At 69.3% G+C, this 23,454-nt stretch carries 27 protein-coding genes; 10 read left to right on the forward strand and 17 right to left on the reverse strand.

All coding sequences use genetic code 11. From position 1 onward, the window contains the following. From QSG27_RS17595 to QSG27_RS17605, 3 genes are all read right to left on the reverse strand, one after another. On the reverse strand, positions 1-1,226 hold a 1,226-nt coding region (locus tag QSG27_RS17595), incomplete at its 3' end, for a 2Fe-2S iron-sulfur cluster-binding protein (RefSeq protein WP_306708360.1). Then, on the reverse strand, positions 1,223-1,504 hold the full coding sequence (locus QSG27_RS17600; RefSeq protein ID WP_306708362.1) for a sarcosine oxidase subunit delta: 282 nt from the start codon (positions 1,502-1,504) through the stop codon (positions 1,223-1,225). The genes QSG27_RS17595 and QSG27_RS17600, both read right to left, overlap by 4 nt. 18 nt (positions 1,505-1,522) lie before the next feature. Then, a complete protein-coding gene (locus QSG27_RS17605) occupies positions 1,523-2,773 on the reverse strand; it encodes a sarcosine oxidase subunit beta family protein (RefSeq protein ID WP_306708364.1) in 1,251 nt (416 codons plus the stop codon). 153 nt (positions 2,774-2,926) lie between these two features. Between QSG27_RS17605 and QSG27_RS17610 the strand changes: the two genes are divergently transcribed. Beyond that, positions 2,927-3,826 carry a branched-chain amino acid ABC transporter permease gene (locus QSG27_RS17610; protein ID WP_306708366.1) on the forward strand — a complete coding sequence of 300 codons (900 nt, stop codon included), beginning with the start codon at positions 2,927-2,929 and terminating at the stop codon, positions 3,824-3,826. Continuing rightward, entirely contained in the window at positions 3,823-4,248 is a 426-nt protein-coding gene (locus tag QSG27_RS17615) for a hypothetical protein (RefSeq protein WP_306708368.1), read from the forward strand. Before QSG27_RS17610 ends, QSG27_RS17615 begins: the two co-directional genes overlap by 4 nt. A gap of 32 nt (positions 4,249-4,280) precedes the next feature. Here the strand turns inward: QSG27_RS17615 and QSG27_RS17620 are convergent, their stop codons facing one another. From QSG27_RS17620 to QSG27_RS17635, 4 genes are all read right to left on the reverse strand, one after another. Beyond that, positions 4,281-4,802, reverse strand: coding sequence for a hypothetical protein (locus QSG27_RS17620; protein WP_306708369.1), 522 nt, complete (start codon positions 4,800-4,802; stop codon positions 4,281-4,283). Beyond that, positions 4,799-5,410: a hypothetical protein gene (locus QSG27_RS17625; protein ID WP_306708371.1), complete on the reverse strand. Its 612-nt coding sequence runs from the start codon at positions 5,408-5,410 to the stop codon at positions 4,799-4,801. Before QSG27_RS17625 ends, QSG27_RS17620 begins: the two co-directional genes overlap by 4 nt. Then, positions 5,397-6,140 carry a MotA/TolQ/ExbB proton channel family protein gene (locus tag QSG27_RS17630; protein ID WP_306708373.1) on the reverse strand — a complete coding sequence of 248 codons (744 nt, stop codon included), beginning with the start codon at positions 6,138-6,140 and terminating at the stop codon, positions 5,397-5,399. Before QSG27_RS17630 ends, QSG27_RS17625 begins: the two co-directional genes overlap by 14 nt. Positions 6,141-6,571: 431 nt before the next feature. Next, complete coding sequence (locus QSG27_RS17635) at positions 6,572-6,724, reverse strand: hypothetical protein (RefSeq protein ID WP_306708374.1); 153 nt, start codon at positions 6,722-6,724, stop codon at positions 6,572-6,574. 309 nt (positions 6,725-7,033) lie between these two features. On the opposite strand from QSG27_RS17635, the gene QSG27_RS17640 reads away from it, so the two are divergent. The 3 genes from QSG27_RS17640 (at position 7,034) to QSG27_RS17650 (ending at position 9,987) form a co-directional block, all read left to right on the forward strand. Next, positions 7,034-7,831: an N-acetylmuramoyl-L-alanine amidase family protein gene (locus QSG27_RS17640; protein ID WP_306708376.1), complete on the forward strand. Its 798-nt coding sequence runs from the start codon at positions 7,034-7,036 to the stop codon at positions 7,829-7,831. A gap of 63 nt (positions 7,832-7,894) precedes the next feature. Further along, positions 7,895-8,581, forward strand: coding sequence for a BON domain-containing protein (locus tag QSG27_RS17645; protein ID WP_306708378.1), 687 nt, complete (start codon positions 7,895-7,897; stop codon positions 8,579-8,581). Positions 8,582-8,604: 23 nt separating this feature from the next. Next, positions 8,605-9,987, forward strand: coding sequence for a hypothetical protein (locus QSG27_RS17650; RefSeq protein WP_306708380.1), 1,383 nt, complete (start codon positions 8,605-8,607; stop codon positions 9,985-9,987). Between the two features lie 52 nt (positions 9,988-10,039). Here QSG27_RS17650 and QSG27_RS17655 read toward each other — a convergent pair whose 3' ends face one another. Then, positions 10,040-10,426: a hypothetical protein gene (locus tag QSG27_RS17655; RefSeq protein ID WP_306708382.1), complete on the reverse strand. Its 387-nt coding sequence runs from the start codon at positions 10,424-10,426 to the stop codon at positions 10,040-10,042. 169 nt (positions 10,427-10,595) lie between these two features. Here QSG27_RS17655 and purU point away from each other — a divergent pair, with 169 nt between their 5' ends. Beyond that, on the forward strand, positions 10,596-11,462 hold the full coding sequence (gene purU / locus QSG27_RS17660; protein ID WP_306708384.1) for a formyltetrahydrofolate deformylase: 867 nt from the start codon (positions 10,596-10,598) through the stop codon (positions 11,460-11,462). Between the two features lie 38 nt (positions 11,463-11,500). Here purU and QSG27_RS17665 read toward each other — a convergent pair whose 3' ends face one another. From QSG27_RS17665 to QSG27_RS17675, 3 genes are all read right to left on the reverse strand, one after another. Then, positions 11,501-12,295 carry a response regulator gene (locus QSG27_RS17665; RefSeq protein WP_306708386.1) on the reverse strand — a complete coding sequence of 265 codons (795 nt, stop codon included), beginning with the start codon at positions 12,293-12,295 and terminating at the stop codon, positions 11,501-11,503. Between the two features lie 579 nt (positions 12,296-12,874). Then, positions 12,875-13,480 carry a guanylate kinase gene (gene gmk, locus QSG27_RS17670; RefSeq protein ID WP_306708387.1) on the reverse strand — a complete coding sequence of 202 codons (606 nt, stop codon included), beginning with the start codon at positions 13,478-13,480 and terminating at the stop codon, positions 12,875-12,877. A 41-nt stretch (positions 13,481-13,521) separates the two neighbouring features. After that, positions 13,522-14,388 carry a YicC/YloC family endoribonuclease gene (locus QSG27_RS17675; RefSeq protein ID WP_306708389.1) on the reverse strand — a complete coding sequence of 289 codons (867 nt, stop codon included), beginning with the start codon at positions 14,386-14,388 and terminating at the stop codon, positions 13,522-13,524. Positions 14,389-14,511: 123 nt separating this feature from the next. Between QSG27_RS17675 and QSG27_RS17680 the strand changes: the two genes are divergently transcribed. Then, positions 14,512-15,273: an SDR family NAD(P)-dependent oxidoreductase gene (locus QSG27_RS17680; protein ID WP_306708391.1), complete on the forward strand. Its 762-nt coding sequence runs from the start codon at positions 14,512-14,514 to the stop codon at positions 15,271-15,273. Positions 15,274-15,297: 24 nt separating this feature from the next. Here the strand turns inward: QSG27_RS17680 and QSG27_RS17685 are convergent, their stop codons facing one another. From QSG27_RS17685 to QSG27_RS17695, 3 genes are all read right to left on the reverse strand, one after another. Continuing rightward, on the reverse strand, positions 15,298-15,810 hold the full coding sequence (locus QSG27_RS17685; RefSeq protein ID WP_306708393.1) for a class I SAM-dependent methyltransferase: 513 nt from the start codon (positions 15,808-15,810) through the stop codon (positions 15,298-15,300). 246 nt (positions 15,811-16,056) lie between these two features. Beyond that, the gene (locus tag QSG27_RS17690; protein WP_306708395.1) at positions 16,057-16,734 is read right to left on the reverse strand and encodes an exopolysaccharide biosynthesis protein; all 678 of its coding nucleotides are present in this window, start codon (positions 16,732-16,734) and stop codon (positions 16,057-16,059) included. Next, entirely contained in the window at positions 16,731-18,626 is a 1,896-nt protein-coding gene (locus QSG27_RS17695; protein ID WP_306708397.1) for an ABC-F family ATP-binding cassette domain-containing protein, read from the reverse strand. The genes QSG27_RS17690 and QSG27_RS17695 overlap by 4 nt, the downstream gene beginning before the upstream one ends. Positions 18,627-18,963: 337 nt before the next feature. Here QSG27_RS17695 and ndk point away from each other — a divergent pair, with 337 nt between their 5' ends. Together ndk and QSG27_RS17705 are read left to right on the forward strand one after the other, a co-directional pair. Further along, complete coding sequence (gene ndk / locus QSG27_RS17700) at positions 18,964-19,386, forward strand: nucleoside-diphosphate kinase (protein WP_306708399.1); 423 nt, start codon at positions 18,964-18,966, stop codon at positions 19,384-19,386. A gap of 184 nt (positions 19,387-19,570) precedes the next feature. Beyond that, positions 19,571-20,050, forward strand: coding sequence for a hypothetical protein (locus QSG27_RS17705; RefSeq protein ID WP_306708401.1), 480 nt, complete (start codon positions 19,571-19,573; stop codon positions 20,048-20,050). A gap of 26 nt (positions 20,051-20,076) precedes the next feature. On the opposite strand, the gene QSG27_RS17710 is transcribed toward QSG27_RS17705, so the two are convergent. The 3 genes from QSG27_RS17710 to purM form a co-directional block, all read right to left on the reverse strand. Beyond that, positions 20,077-20,226 carry an aa3-type cytochrome c oxidase subunit IV gene (locus tag QSG27_RS17710; RefSeq protein WP_306708404.1) on the reverse strand — a complete coding sequence of 50 codons (150 nt, stop codon included), beginning with the start codon at positions 20,224-20,226 and terminating at the stop codon, positions 20,077-20,079. An 82-nt stretch (positions 20,227-20,308) separates the two neighbouring features. Beyond that, positions 20,309-20,977: a phosphoribosylglycinamide formyltransferase gene (gene purN / locus QSG27_RS17715; RefSeq protein ID WP_306708406.1), complete on the reverse strand. Its 669-nt coding sequence runs from the start codon at positions 20,975-20,977 to the stop codon at positions 20,309-20,311. Continuing rightward, the gene (gene purM, locus QSG27_RS17720; protein WP_407653240.1) at positions 20,965-21,999 is read right to left on the reverse strand and encodes a phosphoribosylformylglycinamidine cyclo-ligase; all 1,035 of its coding nucleotides are present in this window, start codon (positions 21,997-21,999) and stop codon (positions 20,965-20,967) included. The genes purN and purM overlap by 13 nt, the downstream gene beginning before the upstream one ends. Positions 22,000-22,155: 156 nt before the next feature. Between purM and QSG27_RS17725 the strand changes: the two genes are divergently transcribed. Further along, positions 22,156-23,454 (forward strand): DUF2066 domain-containing protein (locus QSG27_RS17725; RefSeq protein WP_306708408.1); only part of this gene is annotated, 1,299 nt, incomplete at its 3' end.

The following is a 23,454-nucleotide window of genomic DNA, read 5'->3' on the forward strand; positions in this document are numbered from 1 at the left end:
CAGGCGACGTCCCGCTCCGTGCCCGGCAGCAGGGCGCGCCCATCGTCGGTGAGGCGGGCCAGCGTCACGCCGCGCACCGCGCCGCGCCCCCGGACGGCGGCAACCGCATGGCCGGTCAGCAGGGGGATGCCGCGCTCGCGCACGGCCTCCGCCCAGGGGCCGGAGACCCCCGTCCGCAGGTCGGCCACCGCCGCCACGGCGACGCCGGCCTCGTCCAGCTCCAGCGCGGTGCGATAGGCGCCGTCGTTGTTGGTGAAGACCACCGCCCGCCGTCCCGGCGCCACGGCGTAGCGGTTGAGATAGGTCCGCACGGCGCCGGCCAGCATCACCCCTGGACGGTCGTTGTCGGCGAAGGCCAGGGGCCGTTCCAGCGCGCCGGTCGCCAGCACGATCCGCTTGGCGCGGACCTTCCACAGTCGGGCGCGCGGGCCTTCGGCGTCCGGTGCCGCGCGTTCCAGCACGCTGAGAAATCCGTGGTCGTGCTGCCCCAGCGCCGTGGCGCGGGTCAGCATGAGAACGTCGGGCAGGGCGGCGAGCCGAGCCCGCACCGTCTCCACCCATTCCAGCGCCGGGCCCCCGCCGATCTCCTCCCGCCCGCCGAGCAGGCTGCCGCCCAGCCGGTGATCGGACTCGACCAGCAGCACGCGCGCTCCGGCCTCCGCGGCGGCCAGCGCCGCGGCCAGACCGGCGGGGCCGCCGCCGACCACCGCCACGTCCGCATGGTGCCAGCGCTTGGCGTAGCGGCTGGGGTCCGGCTCCTCCGGCGCGTGGGCGACGCCGGCCAGACGGCGGATGACCCGCTCGTAGAGCGGCCACAATGTGGCGGGCGCCTTGAAGGTCTTGTAGTAGAATCCGGCGGGCAGCAGCGGTGCGGCGAGGCCGAGAAGCCCGCCCAGGTCGAAGCGCACCGACGGCCAGCCGCCCAGCCCGCGCGACACCAGTCCGGGCCGCAGCTCCACCGCCGTGGCGGCGGCCAGCGGCTCGACCAGGGCGCCGGCCCCGGTTTCCACGAAACCGTTGGGCTCCTCCACGCCGCTGCCCAGGATGCCGCGCGGGCGGTGCAGCTTGAAGCTGCGCCCGACCACCCGCACCCCGTTGGCGAGCAGGGCGGCGGCGAGGCTGTCGCCTGCGAACCCCTCGTAGGAGCGCCCGTCATGGACGACGCGCACCGGCTGTCCGCGGTCGATCAGGCCGCCGCGCGGCAGGCGGAAGGGCTGGCCGCTCATGCTGCGGACTCCGGACGGGGGGCGCCCATGGGATAGACCGCGGTGATTTCGTGGGTCACCGTGTCGCGCAGCAGGTTGAACCAGCGCCGGCAGCCGTAGAGATGGTGCCAGCGCTCCGCCTGCACGCCCTTGGCGTTGGAGCGGACGTAGAGGTATTCCGCGAAAGCCCGGTCGTCGGGCGCCTCGGCAGAGGCGGGGCGGGCGACGTGGGATTCGCCGCCGCAGCGGAATTCGCGCTCCTCGCGCGGGCCGCAATGGGGGCAGGGGATCAGCAGCATGGGTGATTCTCCCGGGCGTCAGTGCGAGACGCCGGCGGCGGCAGCTTCGTCGATCAGCCGTCCGGTGGCGAAGCGGTCCAGGCCGAAGGGGGCGGCCAGCGGGTGCGGCTCCCCCCGCGCGATGGTGGCGGCGAACACGTCGCCGGAACCAGGCGTGGCCTTGAAGCCGCCGGTGCCCCAGCCGCCGTTGAGGAACAGCCCCTCAACCGGCAGCGGGGCGATGATCGGGCTGAGGTCCGGGGACACGTCCACCGTGCCGCCCCAGCCGCGCAGCACGCCGACGCGGCTGAAGGCGGGAAACAGTTGCAGCATGTTGGCGACGCAGTCCTCCAGGATCGGCAGGCTGCCGCGCTGGCTGTAGGAGGCGTAGTTGTCGCGCGCCGCCCCGAAGACCAGCTCGCCCTTGTCGGACTGGCTGACGTAGCAGGACACCTGATTGGACACGATCACGGTGTCGAGCACCGGCTTCAGCGGCTCCGACACGAAGGCTTGAAGCGTGTAGCTGCGGATCGGCAGGCGCAGCCCGGCCATCGCCGCCAGCACGCCGGAATGGCCGGCGACGGCGATTCCCACCTTGCCGGCGCGGATCGGGCCGCGCGTCGTCTCCACCCCGGTCACGCGGCCCTTTTCGATGCGCAGGCCGGTCACCGCGCAGTTCTGCACGATGTCCACGCCGCGCCGGTCGGCGGCGCGGGCGAAGCCCCAGGCCACCGCGTCGTGCCGGGCGATGCCGCCGCGCCGCTGGATGGAGGCGCCGGTCACCGGGAAGCGCGCCGTCGGCGACAGGTCCAGCGCCGGGGCCAGCCGGTGCAGCGCCGGCAGGTCGAGCATCTCCGAATCGATGCCGTTCAGCCGCATGGCGCGGTCGCGCTGGCGCAGCGCGGTCAGCTCGTGCGCGCTGTGGGCAAGGCTGACCACGCCGCGCTGGCTGAACATGACGTTGAAGTCCAGCTCCGCCGTCAGCCCTTCCCACAGCTTCAGGGAATGTTCATAGAGGAAGGCGCTGTCGTCCAGCAGGTAGTTGGAGCGGACGATGGTGGTGTTGCGCGCGGTGTTGCCGCCGCCGATCCACCCCTTCTCCAGCACCGCCACGTTGGTCACCCCGTAGCGGGAAGCGAGGTAGTGGGCGGTCGCCAGCCCATGCCCGCCGCCGCCCACGATCACCACGTCGTAGGCCGGCTTCGGAGCCGCGTCGCGCCAGGCCGGCGCCCAGCGGCGGTGCCCGGTCAGAGCGTGCCGGGCCAGGGAGAGGAGGGAATAGCGGGTCATTTCCTATTTTCATACAGGGATAATAGATAATAGGTAGACGACCTGCATTCGAATGTGTAGAAAAATCTGCATGAGCGGCGCGCGGTATCGTTTCCGTCCCACACGGGCACCCACCGCACCGCTGCGGACATCCACATTGCGAAGGGGAACAGCGTGGCGCTCGTCGCGCAGCAGATCGTCAACGGCGTCGTCGTGGGCAGCACCTACGCGCTGTTCGCGCTGGGCTTCACGCTGATCTTCGGCGTGCTGCACGTGCTGAACCTCGCCCACGGGGCGGTGTTCATGTGGGGGGCCTTCACCGGCCTGTTCGCGGTCACGGCGCTCGGCCTGCCGCTGCCGGCGGCCTTCGCCGTCGCCATGCTGGCCGCCGGGCTGCTCAGCGTGCTGGTGGACGTGGTGGCCTTCCGGCCGCTGCGCCGCCGCGGCTCCCCGGAGTTCGCGGCGATCATCTCCAGCCTGGGGGTGGCGCAAATCCTGATGAGCGCGGCGCAGATCGCCTCGAACACCCAGGTGCAGCGCTTCCCCTTCGGCACCTTCCCGATCGTCTTCTATCAGGTGTTCGGGCTGCGGGTGTCGCTGCAGCAGATCGTCATCGCCGGCAGCGTCGCCTTTCTGGTGGCGGGGCTTCTGGGCTTCCTGTTCGCGACCAGCTTCGGGCGGCAGATCCGCGCCGTCGCCATTTCCGAACGCACGGCCAGCCTGCTCGGCGTCAACCCCGGCGCCGTGCACGCGCTGACCTTCTTCCTGTGCGGCGCGCTGGCCGGGGCGGCGGGGGTGATCATCGGCATCGCCTTCAACTCCGTCCATTTCCTGATGGGCGAGCCCTACCTGCTGCGCGGCTTCGTGGTGATCGTGCTGGGGGGCTTGGGCAGCGTGGCGGGGGCCGTCGTCGGCGGGCTGCTGTTCGGAATGATCCAGACGCTGAGCGTCGCCTTCCTGTCCTCCGCCCTCAGCGACGCGATCCTGTTCGGGCTCCTCTTCGTCATCCTGCTGCTGCGGCCGAGCGGCTTTTTCGGGACCCTGCGCCGGGAAATCCGGGTGGTGCGGCAATGATCGATTTTCTTTTCGCCCAGCAGCCTTTGGCGGAGCTGATCCTGGTGAACGCCATCCTGGCCTACAGCCAGTACATCGCGCTGCGCGCCGGGGTCTTCTCCCTGGCGACGGCGGGGCTGGCCTCTCTCGGCGCCTACACCGCCGCCGTCCTGACCGTGCGCTGGGGCGTGCCGATGCCGCTGGGGCTGGCCGCCGCGGCGCTGCGTCCGGGGGGGCGGCTGGCCTTCACGGTGGAGCGGCTGGAGGAGGGAGGGGCGCCCTGCCGGGTCAGCCCACACGGCCGCTACGCCCACACCGAAGGCCATGTGCGGGAGTGTCTGGCGGCGGCGGGGCTGACCGTCCGGCGCCTCGCCCCGGACACCCTGCGCCACGAGAGCGGCGCGCCGGTGGCGGGGCTGGTGGTGGTGGCGGCGCGTCCCTGACGGGATTCCCGCCTCCCACCAACGCCCGGGTGTCAGGCGTCCATGCCGGGGTGGCGGTAGACCATCGGCCCCGGTCCGCCCTCCTCGCCGTTCTTTTCCGGAAGCTGAGGCTGCGGCAGGGCGTGGAACTTCGGCTTGTCGGGGTCCAGCGTCTTCTCGAAGGGCAGGGTCATGGCCATGCCGGACCGGTTCCTTTCCGCCTCGCGCATCGCCTTCTGAAGCTGTTCGGCGAGCTTCCGGTCCCAGGCCAGCTTGTAATAACGCGGCTCGGCCCCGCCCTCCAGTTGCAGCCACAGATAGATCCCCTGGCCCTCCTTGATCTGGGCGCCCAGAACGGTGGCCTGGGCGGTGGCGGCCTGCGCCCATTCCATGCGGACGGGTTTCGGCTTGCTCAGCAGGTCGGACATGCCGGCGTAGGCGACGGGCATGAAGCCGATGGAGACGGCCACCGCCGACGCCTTCACCCACAGCCGGCGCGGCGCCCAGATGGCGATGGTGGCGAGCGTCGCGGCCAGCGCGACCGCGGCGACCTGGAAGTCGAGCAGTTGGGTCATGATTTCCTCCCGCTGCGCAGGGGCTTGTACAGGCTGTGCACGCTGTCGCCGACGAGATCGCCGGACTCCGTCAGCTTGAAGCGGAAGACGGTCAGTTCCTGGCCCTCCCGGTCCAACTGCACGGTGGTGGCGAGGAGCTGGCGCGCGTTGTCGCCGTCCGGACGCTTGGCGCTGACCACGATGGTGACCGGGACCGGATAGACCGCCGCCTTGTTCCGGTACAGATGCAGGTTCACCGCATATTCGCCGGGCGGGATGCCGCGGCTGTAGCTGGTCTCGTAATTCAGCTTCGTCGGGTCGGCGTTGCGGCCCAGATCGTCGCGCAGCAGATTGAAGATCACGCCGGACTTGTTGGAATAGCCGACCGGCACGTCGCCCGGCGCCTCCACCCACAGGTCCACGTCGGCGTCCAGCTCGTCGGGCCAGCGGGCCTCGACCATCACGTTGCCGGGCGGGGCGACGCCCATGGTGTCGGCCTGCTTGGCCTCCGGGCGGATGTGGGGAAGCAACAGGATGACCACCGCCACGAAGCCGCAGAGCGCCAGCGTGATGACGTCGCGGAAGACGGTGCCGGCGTCGTCCTCCTCGAACTGGTCAAGGGCCTGCATGGCGTTCCCCCACGGCGACGATCTCGGTGATCAGGTTCACCGTGGCGCCGGACAGCAGGCCGATGTTGACGTTCAGCCAGATGTTCAGGACGCCGCCGACCAGCGTGGTGTAGAGCGCCACGGCCATGCCCTCGATCAGCTTGGACACCATCGGGCCGATGGCGGCGACGTCGCCGGCCTTTTCCGGGTCCACGCCCGACAGGGCCATGATGAAGCCGATGACCGTGCCGATCAGACCCAGGATCACCAGGGTGGAGGAGATCTGCCGCACCGTGCCGATGCGCGCCGACAGCTTGAACTTCAGCGAGGATGCGGCGATCGACCTCGCCCCGGAATCCCGCCCGCGGACCTCCGCCAGATAGCGCGCGGCGCGCGACGGCACGGAGGGGTCGAATTCCTTGGCGCGGTTCAGTTCGCGGCTGGTGCGCAGGATGCGCTGCGCCGACAGTGCGAGGCCGGACAGGAACACCAGAAAGATCAGCAGGCACAGGTGGGTGCTGTCGGTGGCGACGATGGGGTCGATCAGCCCTTCCGCCCAGGCGGCCGCGAGAAGGACAAAGCCCGCGGCGTTGACGACCGCGAAGCGCAGGAGCAGCAGGTAGCGTTGCGAAACCAGCGACAGTCCGGCGGCCAACTGGCCGCCGCGGCTGCGCCGCACGGTGGGCACGAGGGAGTGAACGGGGACGTTCTGGGCGTCTTCGGCCATGGCGTCCGAAACAGCGTCCGACATCGGGCAGCCCTCCATCCAGGGAGCAGGGAGCGTTCGGACTGGCACTCCGCAACCGGCGTGCCAGCGGTTCGTCGTCGGTCTCGCCCTGTCCCGTCCCCTGTCGCCCCGACCTGTTCATGTGCTTGGCCGGATGGGATAAATCGCCCCTGTGACAAACAGGCTACCCCGAAAGCCTGCCAGCCGTTTCCTGTTCATAAATTGCTTTGGATCAACCTTTTCCAAGATTTCGGAAAATGAAACGGCTAGTTTTCAGGCAAAGCTTGGAGCTGTCCCTGATACATGCTTATTTTGTGAGCATAATTGTGCTGCAATGCAGCATGAAAATACTGCGCTGCAACAGTCATCGGAAACGCGCATGCGAATACAGAAAACCCCTTCTCCACCATTGTGGGGAAGGGGTTTGGTGCGCGGGATCGTTTGTATTCGTGCGATCAGACGTCGCGGAAATGTTCCAGCTCGCGCCGCAGGTCCGTGACCTCACGCTTCAGCGCGACCAGCCGGCCGATGTCGGGAGCCGTGCTGCGCTCTTCCTTTTCGAGTTCGTCTTCGACCTCGCGCTGCTCCTGCCGGATGATGTTGAACAAGGCTTTTCTCAACATCGTCACCTCCCGAGCTTATTTCTAAAATTTTAGCGCTTTCGGCCATCATCATCAAGGAATTCTTGGCAAGAGTCGATTCCTCATAGGTCGGCGCCGCCCCCTATGACGGGCCGCCGGCGACATTTGGCGGAGCTAACCCGGCCGGCCTTGACAACCCTTTTGCGCGTCCCCATTGGTTAACGCTCACACCTCGGGTTCACACCTCAGGCCCTTCCGGGGCCGGACGCCGCCTTTCCGATCCCGCTCGGGACTTTTGGTTTCGGCGGCCCCAAATCCTTGCGGAATCAGGGGCGAATGGAACGCAGACGTCTCCTCCAACTGGCCCTGACCGTCCCCCTCGCCGGGGCCGGCGCCGTGCTGTTCCCGCCCGCCGCGGGCGCCCAGGCCAAGCCCCGCCCGGCGGCGCGCCCGCGCCTGGTGGTGCTCGATCCCGGCCATGGCGGCATCGACCCCGGGGCCATCGGCGCCCTCGGCACCCAGGAAAAGGACATCACCCTGCACATCGCGCAGGAATTGGCGCGATTCCTGGCCCGGCAGCACAAGCTGGGGGTGCGGCTGACCCGCGACGGCGACCGTTTCCTGTCGCTGGGCGAGCGGGTGGACGCCGCGCGGGAGGCGCGGGCCGACCTGTTCGTGTCGATCCACGCCGACAGCGCGCCCAACCGCGAGGCCCGCGGCCTGTCCGCCTACACCCTGTCGGAAAAAGGTTCCGACGCCTTCGCCGCCGCGCTGGCGCACAAGGAGAACGCCGTGGACCGGCTGGGCGGCGCCGACGTGAAGGACGCCAAGAAGGCCGTCAAGGAGATCCTGCTCGACCTGACGGCGCGCCACACCCGGCACGCCGCGCTGGTGGCCCGGCACGCCATCGTGAAGGGGGCGGGGAGGGACATGCCGCTGCTGGACAACCCGATGCGGTCGGCCAACTTCGCGGTGCTGAAGGCGCCGGACGTTCCGTCCGTCCTGCTGGAGACCGGTTTCCTGTCGAACCCGAAGGACGAGGCGATCCTGCGCGACCCCAAGGCGCGGCAAAAGATCGCGCGTGTTCTTGCGCGCGAAATCGCCGGGCTGGTGACGCGCGCCCCCTTCGCCTGACCCGGATTCCTTCGCGCCCGCAGCGAGTGAAACATTCGTGCATCACCCCGGAACAAAACCACGATGAAGCACAGCACTCCCAAGATTCCCCATTGCCAACGCACTTGCGGCATGACTTTTTCCGCCCGCCCGTTCTTTCGGCGGGCCGGGGATCGGAGGCAGAGCGTGTCGGGGTTTGGCCGCCTTTGGGCGCTGGTCGGTATGGCCGCTGTCGCGGGCCTCGCGTCTGGCTGCGCGCCCCTGGTGCTGGGCGCCGCCGGAGGCACCGCCGCCATCGCGGCCAGCGAGCACCGCGGCCTGTCGGGCTTCGCATCCGACACCGAGATCAAGGCCCGCATCAACCACCTGTGGTTTCAGCACTCGCTCGATATGCACAACCGCATCGGCCTGACGGTCGATCAGGGCCGCGTCCTGCTGACCGGCCGCGCCGCCGACGCCCAGATGCGCCTCGACGCCGTGCGCCTGTGCTGGCAGGTGGAAGGCGTCAAGGAAGTCATCAACGAGATTCAGGTGGACAATGACTCGGGCATCATGGACAGCGCCCGCGACACCTGGATCACCACGCAGCTGCGCACGAAGCTCACCTTCGATTCGCAGATTCATAGCCAGAATTTCAGCATCGATACCGTCAACGGCGTCGTCTATCTCATGGGTCTGGCCACCCACCAGGGCGAGCTGGACCGAGTGATCGAGCACGCCCGCACGCTGCCGAACGTCCAGCGTGTCGTCAACTACGCCCGCGTCCTCTAGCGCACCAGGGTTTCCGCACCGCCATGGCCATCCTGCCCACCCTCGCCCGCCGTCTTGCCGCCTCCGCCGCCATGACTCTGTTCATGGCGCTGGCGGCGTTCACCGTGGCGGTGGGGGGGACCGGCAACCCGGCGGCGGCGCAGCAGCCCCAGCCGGACCAGGGTCCGGCCAACCGCCTGTTCGTCCAGGCGATGCAGATGATCCGGCAGGCGGACAACACCTACGACATCGCCGAGGAAAGCCGCTTCCTGAAGGAGGCGGACCGGCTGCTGAACGAGATCGTCGTGAAGTATCCGGACAGCGCGCTGGCCGTCCAGCTCGTCACCAACCAGTTCGTCGGCGATTTCGACTTCTTCGAGTTCCGCTCGCGCATCCGCTCGCTGGTGTGCAACGAGCCGATGACCTCGCTCTGCTTCCTGCATCGGGTGGCGGAGATGCTGCCCCCGGTGGAAACGCCGATCACCGCCGCCCGCTGGGACTGGCTGTCGCTGGCCGTGGCCTACAACACCATCGGCGACAACGCCCGGGCGAAGGAGATCATCGCCCCCTTCGTCAGCGCGGTGCGCCGCGGCGCCGCGTCCGACGGGGCGGGGCAGGATCTGTTCGTGGCCCGCGCGCTCGCCCTGATGGGGCAGAGCCAGCTCGCGCTCGACATCACCCGGCAGATCCCGGAATGCTCGACCCGCATCTACAACCTCGCCGACGTCGCGAAGGCGGCGGCGTGGCGCGGCGACATGGCGCTGGCCGGCCAGCTCGCGGAGGAGGCCAAGGCCTACGCCACCGCCCGCAATTGCAGCTGGGAGCTGGGGCTGGTCGCCCAGACGCTGCTGCGCGCCGGCAAGGAGGGGGCGGCCCGCACCCTGTTCCTGAACACGGTGGAGACGCAGTTCTCCAAGTTCCGCGAAACCAAGACCGACTGCTGCCCGCCGGAGCTGGCCGTCGCCGCGGCGGAACTGGGCGACACCAATCTTGCGCTGGGCCTGCTGCGCACCGTGCAGGACGAGAATCCCTGGACGATCCCGGCGGTCCTGGGCCGCATCGCCCGCCGCTCCGACGCCTCCGTGGCGCTGTCCTACGCCGAGCAGGTGCAGGATCTGGACATCCGCGGCGAAGCCTTCGCCGAACTGATCGAGGCGGCGCTGAAGCGCGGCGACCCGACCAGCGCCAACGAGCTGATGAAGCGGCTGACCCGTCTGGTGGACGAGTCCGCCGGGCGCCGTCCCGGACTGCTCGCCCAGAAGGCCAAGGCGGAGAAGGTGATGTACGGCGACGACCGCTGGCGCAAGAGCTTCCAGGGCTCGCTCAACGCCGCGGACCGGGCGAGCAACTTCGTCCGGCGCGACATCGGCGCCCCGCTGCTCGCTGCCCTGGTGCGGATCGAGACCGGCCTGCCGATGCTCGACTGAGCGCGGCCTTCGCGGTCCGCAGGGTTCGGCCCGGGGGATTCGGCGGGGTGACCTATCCCAGCTTCACATAGCCCCGTTCGATCACCCGCTCCGCCGCTTCGAAGACGGCCAGCATCTCCTCATAGGCGCGGCGGACGCGGGCCAGCTCATCGATGGCGGCGGCGTTGGGGTGCCGCTGCTCCGCCACCTTCAGCCCGGCGCGGAGATAGTCGGCCCGCAGTTCCGCCACCCGGACGGCCATGCGCAGGAAGGAGGTCTGGTCGAGGTTGGGAAGCTCGCGTCCCATGACCTCGCAATTGGCCTCCAGGATCGCCGCTTCCATGTTTTCCAGGAAGTGCATGATCCGGTGGCGCGACGTGCTTTCCGCCGCTTCCGGCGTCAGCAGCTTGTCGACCTTGCCCTTGGCGTATTCGCCGATGATCTTGCCGCCCATGCCCATGGCTCGCTTCTCCGGTCGGCCCAATGCCGAAACAGCGCATTGTCGCACGGGAATCCTTACCAAATGCTGCCGGAAGCGCATTCCGGCCTTCCCTCATTGCACGGTGCATCCCGCTGGAGAACATGCTAGGGAGTCAGCCTTTGTTCCCAGGCCGCAACGGTAGGAGCGCATGTCCGGCACCGGTTCCGAATACATCCTCACCATCTCGTGCCCCGATACCGTCGGCATCGTCTATGCCGTTTCGGGTTTCCTGGCCGAACGGTCGTGCAACATCATCGACAGCGCGCAGTTCGGCGACCGTGGGACCAATCTGTTCTTCCTGCGCATCCATTTCTCCGCGGCCCCCGGGGGTCCGTCGCAGGCGGAGCTGGAGGCGGCCTTCGCCGAGCAGGTGGCCGGACGCTTCGGCATGACCTGGAAGCTGCACGACGCCGGGCGGCGCCAGCGGGTGCTGATCATGGTGTCGAAGTTCGGGCATTGCCTGAACGACCTGCTGTACCGCTACCGCACCGGCTATCTGCCGATCGAGATTCCGGCCATCGTGTCCAACCACCGCGACTTCTACCAACTCGCGGCGTGGCACAACATTCCCTTCCACCACCTGCCGCTGACCAGCGACACCAAGGCCCAGCAGGAGGCCCGCCTGCTGGAGATCGCGGAGCAGGAGAAGGTCGATCTGGTCGTGCTCGCCCGCTACATGCAGGTGCTGTCCTCGGCCCTGTGCGAGCGGATGGCCGGGCGGGTGATCAACATCCACCACTCCTTCCTGCCCAGCTTCAAGGGCGCCAAGCCGTACCACCAGGCGCACGCCCGCGGCGTGAAGCTGATCGGCGCCACGGCCCACTACGTCACGTCGAACCTGGACGAGGGGCCGATCATCGAGCAGGAGGCCGAGCGCGTCGACCACACGATGACCCCCGACGACCTCGTGGCCATCGGGCGCGACATCGAGAACATCGTTCTGGCCCGGGCCGTCCGCTACCACGTCGAACACCGCGTCCTCCTGAACGGCGGGCGCACGGTGGTCTTCAAGTAAGGAGCGGTCCCTCCGTCCCGAGCCTCCGTTCCGGGCCATCAGTGCTTCATGGCGAGCGAGGCTTCCTCGGGGTGGGGGGTGAAGACGGCGCGGGTGATCGCCTGTTCGATCTGCTCGCGGGTGAAGGGCTTCGGGATCACCGGCCCCAGATGCTCCAGCCCGTGCCGGGCCAGCTCGTTGGGGAAGGCGGTGACGAAGATCACCGGCAGGAAGCGCTGGCGGCGAAGCTCCCGCGCCACCTCGATCCCGTTGTCGCCCTCGGCCAGACGGATGTCCATCAGGGCCAGCGTCGGGGAATGGCGCGCGGCGAGCGCCAGCGTCTGGTCCATCGTGGCGGCGTTGCCGCAGACGGTGTGCCCCATGCCGCGCACCGTCTCCGCCAGATCGAAGGCGATGATGGCGTCGTCCTCGACGATCAGGATGGTCGCCGTCAGCTTCGACCGCACCCGTTCGCGGGCGAAGTTCAACCGCTCCACCGCGTCTTCCGGCGCGATTCCCAGAACGCCGGCGGCGTCGGCGACCGGCAGATCCTCCAGATTGACGAGCAGGTAGAGCCGGCGGTCCATCTCGTCCAGGCTGTGCAGCGCCGCCTCGACCGGATGGGGGCCGGGCTCTCCGGCACGGGCGCCGGAGCTGTCCTGCAACTGGTTCAGGCAGCGGTACAGCGAGCCGCGCGACAGGTCGACCGACGCCGATCCGCCAGGCCCGTCCAGGTACCATTCCAGCGTGCGCGTCACCAGGGCATCTCCCTGCGCCGACGTGCCGGTCAAGGCCCGCGCATAGCGGCGCAGATAGGGCAGATGTTCCATCAGGTGGCGGGTGTTCTGATCCATGCCTTTTCCCCGTACCTCCAGCCAGAGCGGACCCCAGGGGGCGCCGGCTTGCCTGCCGCGTTGTCCGGACTTTGCCGATGGTTCCCGTCCGATCCCTTACAAAGTTAAGTTCATATGGCGCAGTTCGCGCCGTATCGGGAGAGACGACGAAAGGGTTATTCGGGATAGCTTGAAGGGGCTAAGTCCGCTCGCCGGTCGAGCGATGCCGCACCCCGTCCGCGTGGGACCGCGGTCCCTTCAGGCGCGCCACCGCCGCCCCGCCTGCCGCACATGCGAGGGGTGGCGGAACAATCGCCGTGGGGAAGATGTTGGGAGTGTCAATGGTGTGATTCCTCCCTGAACCGCCAGTGACTGCGCGGGTGGAGGCGAAAAATGGCTCAAGTCAACGGCTTGTCTGTTGTGTGAGTGCTCGTCTCCACCCCCTCTTTTACCCGGCTGAATGCCCGGTTCTTCATCCGATGGCCGCCAAAGCGATGCCCGCCAAAGACAAAACGCCCACCGCGTCGGGAGCGATGGGCGTTGCCGGTTGTCCGGAATCCGTCTCTGCGCCGGCTGGAAGGGGCGGGGCCGCCGCCCCTCCTACAGCGCCGCCTGCACGCTCTGCACGAAGGCCGGCAATCCCACCTGCCGCGTCCGCCGCAGCCGTTCGGCGCGCAGGATGGCCTGGACCGCCACGACGCTCTCCTCCACGTCGTTGTTCACGATCACATAGTCGTACTCGGCCCAGTGGCTGATCTCGTCCGACGCCTTGGCCATGCGCTGGGCGATCACCTCCGCCGAATCCTGGGCGCGGGTGTGCAGGCGGCGCTCCAGTTCGCTGCCCGAGGGCGGCAGGACGAAGACGCTGACCAGATCGTTGCGCGCGTTGGCCGCCAATTGCTGGGTGCCCTGCCAGTCGATGTCGAACAGCACGTCGCGCCCGGCGCCCAGAGCCTGTTCCACCGTGCTGCGCGGCGTGCCGTAGCAGTTGCCGAACACGCGCGCGTGCTCCAGCAGTTCGCCCTGCTCGGCCATGCGGTCGAACTCCGGCATGTCCACGAAATAGTAATCGACGCCCGGCTGCTCGCCGGGGCGCATCGGGCGGGTGGTGACGGACACCGACATGGTGATGCCGGGGTCGCGGTCCAGCAGGCGCCGCGAAATGGTGGTCTTGCCCGCCCCGGAGGGGGAGGACAGCACGAGCATCAGGCCACGCCGGGAAATCTTCGCATTCATAATATTGAGCGTCACTCGATGTTCTGGACCTGCTCGCGAAGCTGCTCGATGGAGGCTTTCAGCGACAGGCCGATGCGGGTCAGCTCCACGTCCGCGGACTTGGAGCACAGGGTGTTGGCTTCGCGGTTGAATTCCTGGCACAGGAAGTCGAAGCGGCGGCCGATGGCGCCCCCCTCCGCCAGCATGTCGCGGGCGGCCTGGATGTGGGCGCGCAGGCGGTCCATCTCCTCCCGCACGTCGGCCTTGGCGATCAGAATGGCGGCCTCCTGGGCCAGCCGCTCCTCCGGCAGGGCGGGAGCGGCGTCGAGCAGGGCGGCGACCTGGCCGCGCAGCCGCTCGCGCAGGGCGTCGGGCTGGGTGCTGGCGCAGGCGGCGGCGGCGGTGATCAGCCGTTCGATCTCGTCGAGATGGCCGTTCAGCACCGTGACCAGCCGCGCCCCTTCCGACAGGCGGGCGCTCGCCAGTTCGCCGATCAGCCGCCCGAGGTCGGCCTTCAGCGCGGCCTCCACCCGGTCCCGCGCGTCGCCCTCGTCCTCCTCCACCGGTTCGATGATGCCGCGGACGGACAGCAGCGAATCGAGACGCGGCGGTGCGGCCCCGGCGCCCTCGATTTCGCGCGCCAGCTCCAGCACCTGGGCCAGAAGCTCGCGGTTGATGCGGAGTTGGGCGACCGCCTGGCTGCGGTTGACGGTCAGGTTCAGGTTGACGCTGCCGCGGGCCAGCCGCTTCGGGATCTCCGCGCGGGCGGCAGCCTCCAGCGTGTCGAAGCCGGCGGGCTGGCGGCAGCGGATGTCGAGGTTGCGCCCGTTGACGCTCTTCACCTCGAAGGTCCAACTGTAGCCGTCGGCGTGCCCGTCCACGCGTGCGAAGCCGGTCATGCTGGAAACAGCGGAGCGTTGGGCGGGCAAAGCGGCCTCGACTACTATTTGTGGGATCGCGAGGCTCAAGTTATAGCGTCGGGCGGCGACGGCAACAAGCGTCGGGGACAGGGGGAAAAGGACATGCGCGATCCGCGCTCGATCGTCATCACCGGGGCGTCCAGCGGCATCGGGGAGGAGCTGGCCCGCGCCTACGCGGCCCCCGGCGTCACGCTGGCCCTGACCGGGCGCGACGCCCTGCGGCTGGAGGCGGTGGCGGAGCGCTGCCGCGCGGCGGGGGCCGTGGTGGAAACGGCGCTCGTCGACGTGGCGGACCGCGACGCCATGGCGGCGTGGCTGACGGCGTTGGACGCCCGCGCGCCGGTCGATCTGGTCATCGCCAACGCCGGCATCTCCGCCGGGACCGGGGGAGGCACGGAAAGCGCCGAACAGGCGCGGCGGATCTTCCAGGTGAATGTGGACGGCGTGCTGAACAGCGTCCACCCGCTGCTGCCCGGCATGCAGGCGCGGCGGCGCGGGCAGATCGCCCTGATGGCCTCGCTGGCCGGTTTCCGCGGCATGCCCGGCGCGCCCGCCTACTGCGCCAGCAAGGCGGCGGTGCGGGACTATGGCGAGTCGCTGCGCGGAGATCTGGAGGGGCAGGGGATCGGCGTGACGGTGATCTGTCCGGGCTTCGTGAAAAGCCGGATGACCGCGGTGAACCGCTTCCCCATGCCCTTCCTGATGGAGACGGACCGGGCCGCGCGGGTCATCAAGAACGGATTGGCCCGCAACAGGGCCCGCATCGCCTTCCCCTGGCCGATGGCCGCCGCCGTGTGGCTTCTGGCGGCCCTGCCGGCGGGATGGACGGACGCGCTGCTGCGGCGGGCGCCGCGTAAGAGATGATGGGCAAGGGGTGACGGGGAAGGGTTACGGTTTCGCCTTCCAATAGCCCCAGACCGAGGCCGGCGGGACGTTCAGCGGGGTGAAGCCCAGCCGCTTGCCCTTCACGCCCAAGGCGCGCTGGTTCAGCGGCGACACGAGGCCGTATGTGTAGAGCACGAAGCGTCCGCCTTCGGGAAGGATGCGGAAGCAGGCCTCCACCACCTCCTTCTGGGCGCGCATCGGCAGGTTCAGCATGGGGATGCCGATGACCACCGTGCCGACTTTGCCGACCAGCGCCGGGCCGAGCAGGTCGGCGGCCTTGCGGCAGTCGTCATGGACGACGTTCACGTCCGGATAATGGCCGCGCAGAAAGCGGGACAGGTGGTCGTCGATCTCGAAGGTGAAGATCCGGTTGCCCGGAATGCCGCGCTGGAGAAGCGCCTTGGTGATCGCGCCGGTGCCGCCGCCGAATTCCACGACGACCTGGTCCGGCCCGCACAGGACCTGTTCCCCGATCAGCCGGCAGAGGGCGCCCGAGGACGGTGTAACGGAACCCATCGAAAGGGGATTTGCCAACCAACGCTGGAAGAAAAGCCACGCGGCCGGCGGCGTCTTGCCGCTTTTTCGTTTTTCGGCGACGGTGATTTCCGTTGGTGTCATGATCGGCCTTTCGCCGTTGGCTGTTGAGCGTTTTTGCCCCGGGGCTAAACAAGCTGGAGCCTCAGGGGGTCCCGAACCTAACAATCCCTAAGCGCACTTATGTCGCATCCGGGGGCCCCCCGCAACCCACCGGACGGACTGGAGCTATGCCATAAATGCGGGATATGACGGCGCGAGCGTCAGAAGGGTTTGGCCGGCGTAGGACAGGCTGCTGGCGACCAGCGCGAAGAAGACCAGGGCGGCCACGGTGAGGGCGAGGCTGACCGCGACGGCGGCCCCGTCGCGCTCGATCAGGCCCAGAGACAGCAGGACCAGCGCGAAGCCGGGCAGCCAGCCGGTCAGCGGCAGCGGCACCACGCAGGTCAGCGACAGCAGAAGCACCAGCACGCCGAACCAGCGTTCCCCGTCAATGGTGGCGAAGCGGCTGTGGCGCGGCTTCAGCATCCTTTCGATGCCGGTCAGTCGCGGCATCGCCTTGTCGATCATGCGGGCGGCGAGCTTGTGGCTGACCGAGCGGCGCAAAATCCAGCCGGGCAGGGCGGCGCCACGCTTGCCGAAGGCCATCTGGGCGGAAAAAAGCAGGATCGGCAGGTCGAACAGGCAGGACACGCCCAGCGGAACCGGCGCGATGGTGGGCAGCGACAGGGCCAGCAGGATGGTGCCCAGCGAGCGGTCGCCCAGCGCCTGGATCAGGTCGCCCAGCGACACCCGCCCCTCCGGCAGGTTGGCGCGGAAGGCCGCCAGCACGTCGGAGGTGCGTTCCTCCGCGTCCTCGGCGGCGATGGACGGTCCGGTGAAGGCCACGTCGCGCGGCATGCTCATACGCCGGCCTCCGCCGCCGCCGTCTCATAGGCTTCCAGATGCTCCAGCCACGCCTCCTCGGCGGCGGACAGCTTCTTGTCCACCACGCCCAGGTCGATCTGAAGCTTCTGGAGCTTGTCGCTGGGACCGCTGTAGAGGGCGGGATCGGCCAGCTTCGTCTCGATCTTCCGCTTCTCCTCGGCCAGCTTGTTGACCTGCGACTCCGCGTCGGTGGCCTTCTTCTTCAGCGGGGCCAGGGCGGCGCGGGCCTCCGCGGCGGCGCGGCGCTGGTCCTTGCGGCTGGCTCCGGCGTCCTGCGCCTCGCCCCCCTTGGCGGCGGCGCGCTCGGCCCGCGCGCGGTCCAGCAGGAAGCGGCGGTAGTCATCCAGGTCGCCGTCATAGGGCTGCACCGTGCCGTCCGCCACCAGCAGAAGACGGTCGGCGGTCAGCTCGATCAGGTGGGGGTCGTGGCTGATGAGGATCACGGCGCCCTCGAACCCGTTGATCGCTTCGATCAGCGCCTCGCGGCTGTCCACGTCCAGATGGTTGGTCGGCTCGTCCAGCATCAGGATGTGCGGCGTCTCGCGGCTCATCAGGGCCAGCAGCAGGCGGGCCTTCTCGCCGCCGGACAGGTCGGCGATGCGGGTTTCCGCCTTGCTCTGCTGGAAGCCGAAGCGGCCCAGATGGGCGCGCACCTTCTCCTCCGGCGCCAGCGGCATGATGCGCTGGGTCTGCTGGATGGGGGTGATGGACAGGTCCAGCTCGTCCTGCTGGTGCTGGGCGAAGTAGCCGACGCGCAGCTTGGTCGGGCGTTTCACCTCGCCGGCCATGGCCTCCAGTCGCCCGGCCAGCAGCTTCACCAGCGTGGACTTGCCGTTGCCGTTGGCGCCGAGCAGGGCGATGCGGTCGTCCATGTCGATGCGCAGGTTGACGCGGCGCAGGATGGCGCGGTCGCCGTAGCCGATGGTCACCCCGTCCAGCGCGATCAGCGGCGGGGCCATCTCGTCCGGCTGGGGGAAGTTGAAGACGACCTCGGCATCGTCCTCCATCAGCGTGATGGTCTCCAGCTTCTCCAGCGCCTTCAGGCGGCTCTGCGCCTGGCGGGCCTTGGTCGCCTTGTAGCGGAAGCGTTCGACGAAGGCCATCATGTGCTTGCGCTTGGCCTCCTGCTTGGCCGACATGGCTTGCAGCCGTTCCATGTTGGCGCGGCGCTGCTTCAGGAACTGGTCGTAGTTGCCGGCGTAGGTCACCAGCTTGCCCTGGTCCACATGGATGGTCGTCGTGGGCACCGAGTTCAAGAGGTCGCGGTCGTGGCTGACCAGCAGGATCGTGTGGGGGTAGTTCTTGAGGTACCCCTCCAGCCAGATGGTCGCCTCCAGGTCGAGGTGGTTGGTCGGCTCGTCGAGCAGCAGCAGGTCGGGCCGCGCGAACAGCACGCCGGCCAGCGCCACGCGCATCCGCCAACCGCCCGAGAAGTCGGAGCAGGGCCGGGCCTGCGCGTCGGCGTCGAAGCCCAGGCCGGACAGGACCTGTGCGGCGCGCGACGGCGCCGAATGCGCTTCGATGTCGGCCAGCCGGGCGTGGATCTCGCCGATGCGCATGGGGTCGGTGGCCGTCTCGGCCTCCGCCAGCAGGGCGGTGCGCTCCGTGTCGGCGGCCAGCACGGCGTCGATCAGGCTGGTGGCGCCGCTGGGCGCCTCCTGCGCGACCATGCCGACCTTCATGCCGGTGGGCAGGGTGATCGCCCCGGCGTCCGTCTGGAGCTGGCCGGCGATGAGCTTCAGGAGGGTGGATTTTCCGGTGCCGTTGCGGCCGACCAGCGCCACGCGGTGGCCCTTCGACACGACCGCGGTGGCGCGGTCGAACAGCACCCGTCCGCCATAGCGGAACGTCAGGTCGTTGATGTGCAGCATATCGGCGCCGGTTTACCACGGGGACACCCCGATTTGAAGCGGGACCCGCGGGGCAACGTTTCATGGCAGCCGCGCTTGCGCCGATGTGCCGGGGATACGGCGGGAAGGAAGGGAAACACAGAGACACGGAGACACAGAGATCCGTGCGGCGGTGTGCCGGCCTTTTCCGCGAAATCTCTCTGTGTCTTCGTGTCTCTGTGGTTAAGGCAGTCGCGGGAGCCGCGCCGCCTCACGAACCGGTTGCCGTGGCGGGAAAGCGCCTATATAACCCCGCGCAACCGGCGCCCCGGCCAAACCAGCGGCGCCCATAACGCATTTCCAGCAGGAGCCCACCGCCATGGCCGTCGAACGCACCCTCTCGATCATCAAGCCCGATGCCACCCGCCGCAACCTGACCGGCAAGATCAACGCCAAGTTCGAGGACGGCGGCCTGCGCATCGTCGCGCAGAAGCGCGTCCAGCTCTCCCAGGCCCAGGCCGAGCAGTTCTACGGCGTGCATCGCGAGCGTCCGTTCTTCAAGGACCTCGTGTCCTTCATGATCTCCGGCCCGGTCGTGCTCCAGGTCCTGGAAGGCGAGAACGCCATCGCCCGCAACCGCGAGATCATGGGCGCCACCAACCCGGCCAACGCCGCCGAGGGCACCATCCGCAAGGAGTTCGCCGAGTCGATCGAGGCCAACTCGGTGCACGGCTCCGACGCTCCGGAGACCGCCGCTCAGGAGATCGCCTTCTTCTTCGCCGGCATCGAGCTGGTGGGCTGATCGCGGCCATCCGCTCCGCAGCCTTGCGCGAAGGGCCGTCCCGGTTGGGGCGGCCTTTTGCGTTTCCGGGGGGCATTTCAGGGCCTTCCGTCCGCAACTTGTCGCCCGGATGGCGTCACGGCACCGTGGACAGGCGTGACGAAGTCGAGTATTCGGGGATTCTACCGCTAGGAGTACCCCCGCCATGGAAAAACCGGACGTCAAGCCGATCGTCGCGGCCCTGCTGGAACCGCTGCCGTCCCTCGTGAAGGGCAGGAACGACCTGAGCGATCCGGGTGTGGTGGAGTTGCTGGTGCGCGGCTATGTGGACCAGTGCCTGTCGGCCTTCCAGGAGGTGCTGCGCGGCAACGTCGAGCAGGACACGGCCATCGACGCGATCAACGCGCAGGCGACGGCGCTGAACGCGGTGTTTCTGGGGACCAGCGGCTTCGACACGGTGATCGTCCACCCCTGGAACGCGGCCGACCAGCTCGGCCAGTTCCTTCAGGACACGGTGGGGTTGGATTTCCCGGCGGAGGATTGCGTGCGCGCCTCCCTGATCCATCTCGCCACCCACATCATGCACGCCATCCAGGGCGGTGCCGAGACGTGGGAGCAGCAGGTGGACGCGCTGGTCGGCGAAATGCGCGACCTTCTGCTGGGCCGCCTGCCGGACGGGGCGTAAGCGCCCCGCCGCGGCGCCGCGGCGGCTTACACCAGGAAAATCGCCATGAAGACCAGCACGGCGATCACGCCCGCGGTTCCCAGGGTCAGGAACCGCGTGAAGGCGTGCCAGCCCGCTTCGTGCCGGCGGACGACATCCTCGCTGACCGGATTGTGGCCGTGATCGGTGACCGCCATCGTCTGTCGCCTCCCCTTTTATGGTTCCGGCGCAGAATGTGGGGAGCGCTGACGGTTGCGGCAAGGGTGCCGCTTGGGGGACTCAGGCCGGCGGGTTGACGAGCGTCGGCAGATCCGGCGCCGGGCCGGACAGGATCACGCGGCCATCCTCCACGCGGGTGCGGCCTTCGGCAATCAGGCGCAGCGCCTGGGGGTAGAGCGTGTGCTCGGCCTCCAGCACGCGGGCGGACAGCCGGTCGGCGTCGTCGCCGGGCAGCACGGGAACCGCGGCCTGGGCGACGATCGGCCCCTCGTCCATCTCCGGACGCACATAGTGGACCGTGCAGCCGTGGAACCGCACCCCGGCGTCCAGCGCCCTCCGGTGCGTGTCCAGTCCCTTGAAGGAGGGCAGGAGCGAGGGGTGGATGTTGATCAGGCGGTCGTGCCAACGCTCGACGAACCAGGGCGACAGCAGCCGCATGAAGCCGGCCAGGCAGACCAGCTCCACCCCCGCGCCGCGCAGGCGCGCGTCCATGGCTTCCTCGAACGCCCGCTTGTCGCCGGGGAAATCGCGGTGGCTGACCACCGCGCCGGGAACCCCGGCGGCGGCGGCGCGCTCCAGCCCATAGGCGTCGGCCTTGTTGGAGAGCACCAGTGCGATCTCCGCCGGAAAATCCGGGGCGGCGCAGGCGTCGATCAACGCCTGCAGATTGCTGCCGCGCCCGGAGATCAGGACGCCGACCTTCAAGGCGGATGCCTTCAGGCCGCCCATGCCGCGTCCATGCCGGTGACGGTGACGCGGGCGCCGCCGTCCTTGACCGCATGGACGGTGCCGACGGTGAAGACCGTCTCGCCGCCCTGGGCCAGGATCTCCGCCGCCTGCTGCGCCTTGTCCGCCGGGACCACGACGACCATGCCGAGACCGGTGTTGAAGGTGCGCGCCATGTCCAGCGGGGTCAGCCCGCCCGTCTTCATCAACCAGGAGAAGACCGGCGGCAGCGGCCACGCCGACGCGTCGAGCGTGACGCCCAGCCCGTCCGGAAGGACGCGCGGGATGTTCTCGATCAGGCCGCCGCCGGTGATGTGGGCCATCGCCCGCACCGTGCCGGCGCGCACCGCGGCCAGCGTGCTCTTCACGTAGATGCGCGTCGGGGTCAGCAGGGCCTCGCCCAGCGTCTTCGAGCCGTCCCAGGGGCAGGGCGAGTCGTAGCCGAGGCCGGACGTCTCGACCAGCTTGCGGACCAGCGAATAGCCGTTGGAATGCACGCCGGATGAGGCGAGGCCGAGCACCACGTCGCCGTCCTGGACGGTGGCGCCGGTCAGGGCGTCCTGGCGCTCCACCGCGCCGACCGAGAAGCCGGCGAGGTCGTAGTCGCCCTCGGCGTACATGCCCGGCATCTCCGCCGTCTCGCCGCCGACCAGCGCGCAGCCGGCCTGGCGGCAGCCTTCCGCGATGCCCGCGACGATGGCGCGGCCCGCGGCGACGTCCAACTTGCCCGTGGCGTAATAGTCGAGGAACAGCAGCGGCTCCGCGCCCTGAACGACGAGGTCGTTCACGCACATCGCCACGAGGTCGATGCCCACCGTGTCGTGCCGGTTGGCCAGGATCGCGACCTTCAGCTTGGTGCCGACGCCGTCCGTGGTGGCGACCAGCAGCGGGTCGTGATACCCGGCCGCGCGCAGGTCGAACAGCGCACCGAATCCGCCCAGCCCGGCGTCGGAGCCCGGGCGCGCGGTGGAACGGGCGAGCGGCTTGATCGCGTCAACGAGCGCGTTGCCCGCATCAATGTCCACGCCGGCCTGCTTGTAGGCGTCGGACGTGTTATTAGACTGGGTGCTGATGGTATCCTCGCTTGGGCTGAGCTATATACCTGGGCCACCTGAACCGGGTCATTTTGGGCCGGGTCATAAGGGAACGGGCCGAACATACTCGAATCGGAAGGCTTTGCAATGCTCCACCGCCGCCATGCGCCGCTGTTTGCGGGCTTCGCCGCCATCACCGTGGCTCTGGCCCTTCAGGCCGGCCCCGTGAAAGCGCAGGTGCCCGGTGCCGCTCCACCCGCGGCGGCGGCCCCGGCGGCGCCCGCGGCCGGTCCGGGGGCGGTGCCCGCGGTGCCGGCGGCGGACCCCTTCACCGTGTCGGACGTGAAGGTGGACGTCAGCGCGGCCAACGCCAACGCCGCCCGCGACCAGGCGATCCGCGACGCGCAGGTGAAGGCGTGGGCGGAGCTGTACAAGCGCCTCGTCCCCTCCGCCACCGCGGTGCCGCGGGTGTCGGAGATCGAACTCGCCCGGCTGGTCCAGGGCTTCGAGATCGACGACGAGAAGGTGTCGGCCACCCGTTATCTCGGCAGCATCACCGTGCGCTTCCGCCCCGCCGCCGTGCGTGAGACGCTGGCCGGCGGCGGCCAGCAGTATGTCGAGCCGCCGGCCCGCCCCTATGTGATCCTGCCGGTCACCGTCGTGGACGGGCGCCCCGTGCTGTGGGAGGACCGCACCGGCTGGCGTGAAGCCTGGGAAGGCCGGCAGGCCGGAGCCTCCCTGGTGCCGCTGGTGGTGCCGGACGGCGAGCTGGCCGACATTTCCGCCATCGGCGTGAACGAGGCGCTGGCCGGCGATCCGGAGGCTCTGGCCCGCATCGGCCAGCGCTACAACGCCGGGGGCGTGGTCGTCGCCAAGGCCGACCTGCCGGCGGGCGGGCCGGATCTCGGGCGCCCGCTGGCGGTCGAGGTGACCCACTACACCCCCGACGGCGCGCGGGACCAGCAGACGGTCAACGTGAAGGCGGACATGGCCGACCGGGCCGGCGACTTCCTGACCCGGGCGACGACCTTCGTGTCCGCCGCCATCGACGAATCCTACCGCCGCGACAACACCGTGGCGAGCGGGCCGGAGCAGGCGACGCTGGTGCGCGTCCCGCTCAGCAGCCTCAACGACTGGGTGGAGACGCGCAAGCGGCTGGGCATGGTCAACGCCGTCACCCGCACCGACGTGCTGTCGATCAGCCGGTACGAGGCGTTGGTGTCGCTGACCCACCGCGGCGACGTGGAACGGCTGCGCCAGGCGCTGGCCCGCCGTGACCTGGGCCTCGCCCGCACCGGGGCGGTCAACGCGCCGGTTCCGGCCCCGGCGGTTTTGGGCCAGCCGGTTTTGGGCCAGCCGGTTCCGCCGGCCGCGCCGGCGCCGGAATGGCAGCTCCAGGTGCTTCCGAAGAGCGCCGGGGCCTCGCAGGCTCAGCCCGCCGCAGCC

It is taken from the genome of Azospirillum isscasi (assembly GCF_030849505.1).
Lineage (GTDB): Bacteria > Pseudomonadota > Alphaproteobacteria > Azospirillales > Azospirillaceae > Azospirillum > Azospirillum isscasi.

Coding starts and splice junctions, on each gene's coding strand:
- QSG27_RS17675 (WP_306708389.1), bottom strand. CDS start 14,388: ATGACCGGCTTCGCACGCGTGGACGGGCACGCCGACGGCTACAGTTGG.
- QSG27_RS17600 (WP_306708362.1), bottom strand. CDS start 1,504: ATGCTGCTGATCCCCTGCCCCCATTGCGGCCCGCGCGAGGAGCGCGAA.
- gmk (WP_306708387.1), bottom strand. CDS start 13,480: ATGCTCGTGCTGTCCTCCCCCTCCGGGGCGGGCAAGACCACCATTTCG.
- QSG27_RS17615 (WP_306708368.1), top strand. CDS start 3,823: ATGATCGATTTTCTTTTCGCCCAGCAGCCTTTGGCGGAGCTGATCCTG.
- QSG27_RS17630 (WP_306708373.1), bottom strand. CDS start 6,140: ATGTCGGACGCTGTTTCGGACGCCATGGCCGAAGACGCCCAGAACGTC.
- QSG27_RS17710 (WP_306708404.1), bottom strand. CDS start 20,226: ATGGCGGTCACCGATCACGGCCACAATCCGGTCAGCGAGGATGTCGTC.
- QSG27_RS17650 (WP_306708380.1), top strand. CDS start 8,605: ATGGCCATCCTGCCCACCCTCGCCCGCCGTCTTGCCGCCTCCGCCGCC.
- QSG27_RS17680 (WP_306708391.1), top strand. CDS start 14,512: ATGCGCGATCCGCGCTCGATCGTCATCACCGGGGCGTCCAGCGGCATC.
- purN (WP_306708406.1), bottom strand. CDS start 20,977: ATGGGCGGCCTGAAGGCATCCGCCTTGAAGGTCGGCGTCCTGATCTCC.
- QSG27_RS17605 (WP_306708364.1), bottom strand. CDS start 2,773: ATGACCCGCTATTCCCTCCTCTCCCTGGCCCGGCACGCTCTGACCGGG.
- ndk (WP_306708399.1), top strand. CDS start 18,964: ATGGCCGTCGAACGCACCCTCTCGATCATCAAGCCCGATGCCACCCGC.
- QSG27_RS17620 (WP_306708369.1), bottom strand. CDS start 4,802: ATGACCCAACTGCTCGACTTCCAGGTCGCCGCGGTCGCGCTGGCCGCG.
- QSG27_RS17695 (WP_306708397.1), bottom strand. CDS start 18,626: ATGCTGCACATCAACGACCTGACGTTCCGCTATGGCGGACGGGTGCTG.
- QSG27_RS17645 (WP_306708378.1), top strand. CDS start 7,895: ATGAAGCACAGCACTCCCAAGATTCCCCATTGCCAACGCACTTGCGGC.
- QSG27_RS17655 (WP_306708382.1), bottom strand. CDS start 10,426: ATGGGCATGGGCGGCAAGATCATCGGCGAATACGCCAAGGGCAAGGTC.
- QSG27_RS17665 (WP_306708386.1), bottom strand. CDS start 12,295: ATGGATCAGAACACCCGCCACCTGATGGAACATCTGCCCTATCTGCGC.
- QSG27_RS17640 (WP_306708376.1), top strand. CDS start 7,034: ATGGAACGCAGACGTCTCCTCCAACTGGCCCTGACCGTCCCCCTCGCC.
- QSG27_RS17690 (WP_306708395.1), bottom strand. CDS start 16,734: ATGAGCATGCCGCGCGACGTGGCCTTCACCGGACCGTCCATCGCCGCC.
- QSG27_RS17625 (WP_306708371.1), bottom strand. CDS start 5,410: ATGCAGGCCCTTGACCAGTTCGAGGAGGACGACGCCGGCACCGTCTTC.
- purU (WP_306708384.1), top strand. CDS start 10,596: ATGTCCGGCACCGGTTCCGAATACATCCTCACCATCTCGTGCCCCGAT.
- QSG27_RS17685 (WP_306708393.1), bottom strand. CDS start 15,810: ATGGGTTCCGTTACACCGTCCTCGGGCGCCCTCTGCCGGCTGATCGGG.
- QSG27_RS17705 (WP_306708401.1), top strand. CDS start 19,571: ATGGAAAAACCGGACGTCAAGCCGATCGTCGCGGCCCTGCTGGAACCG.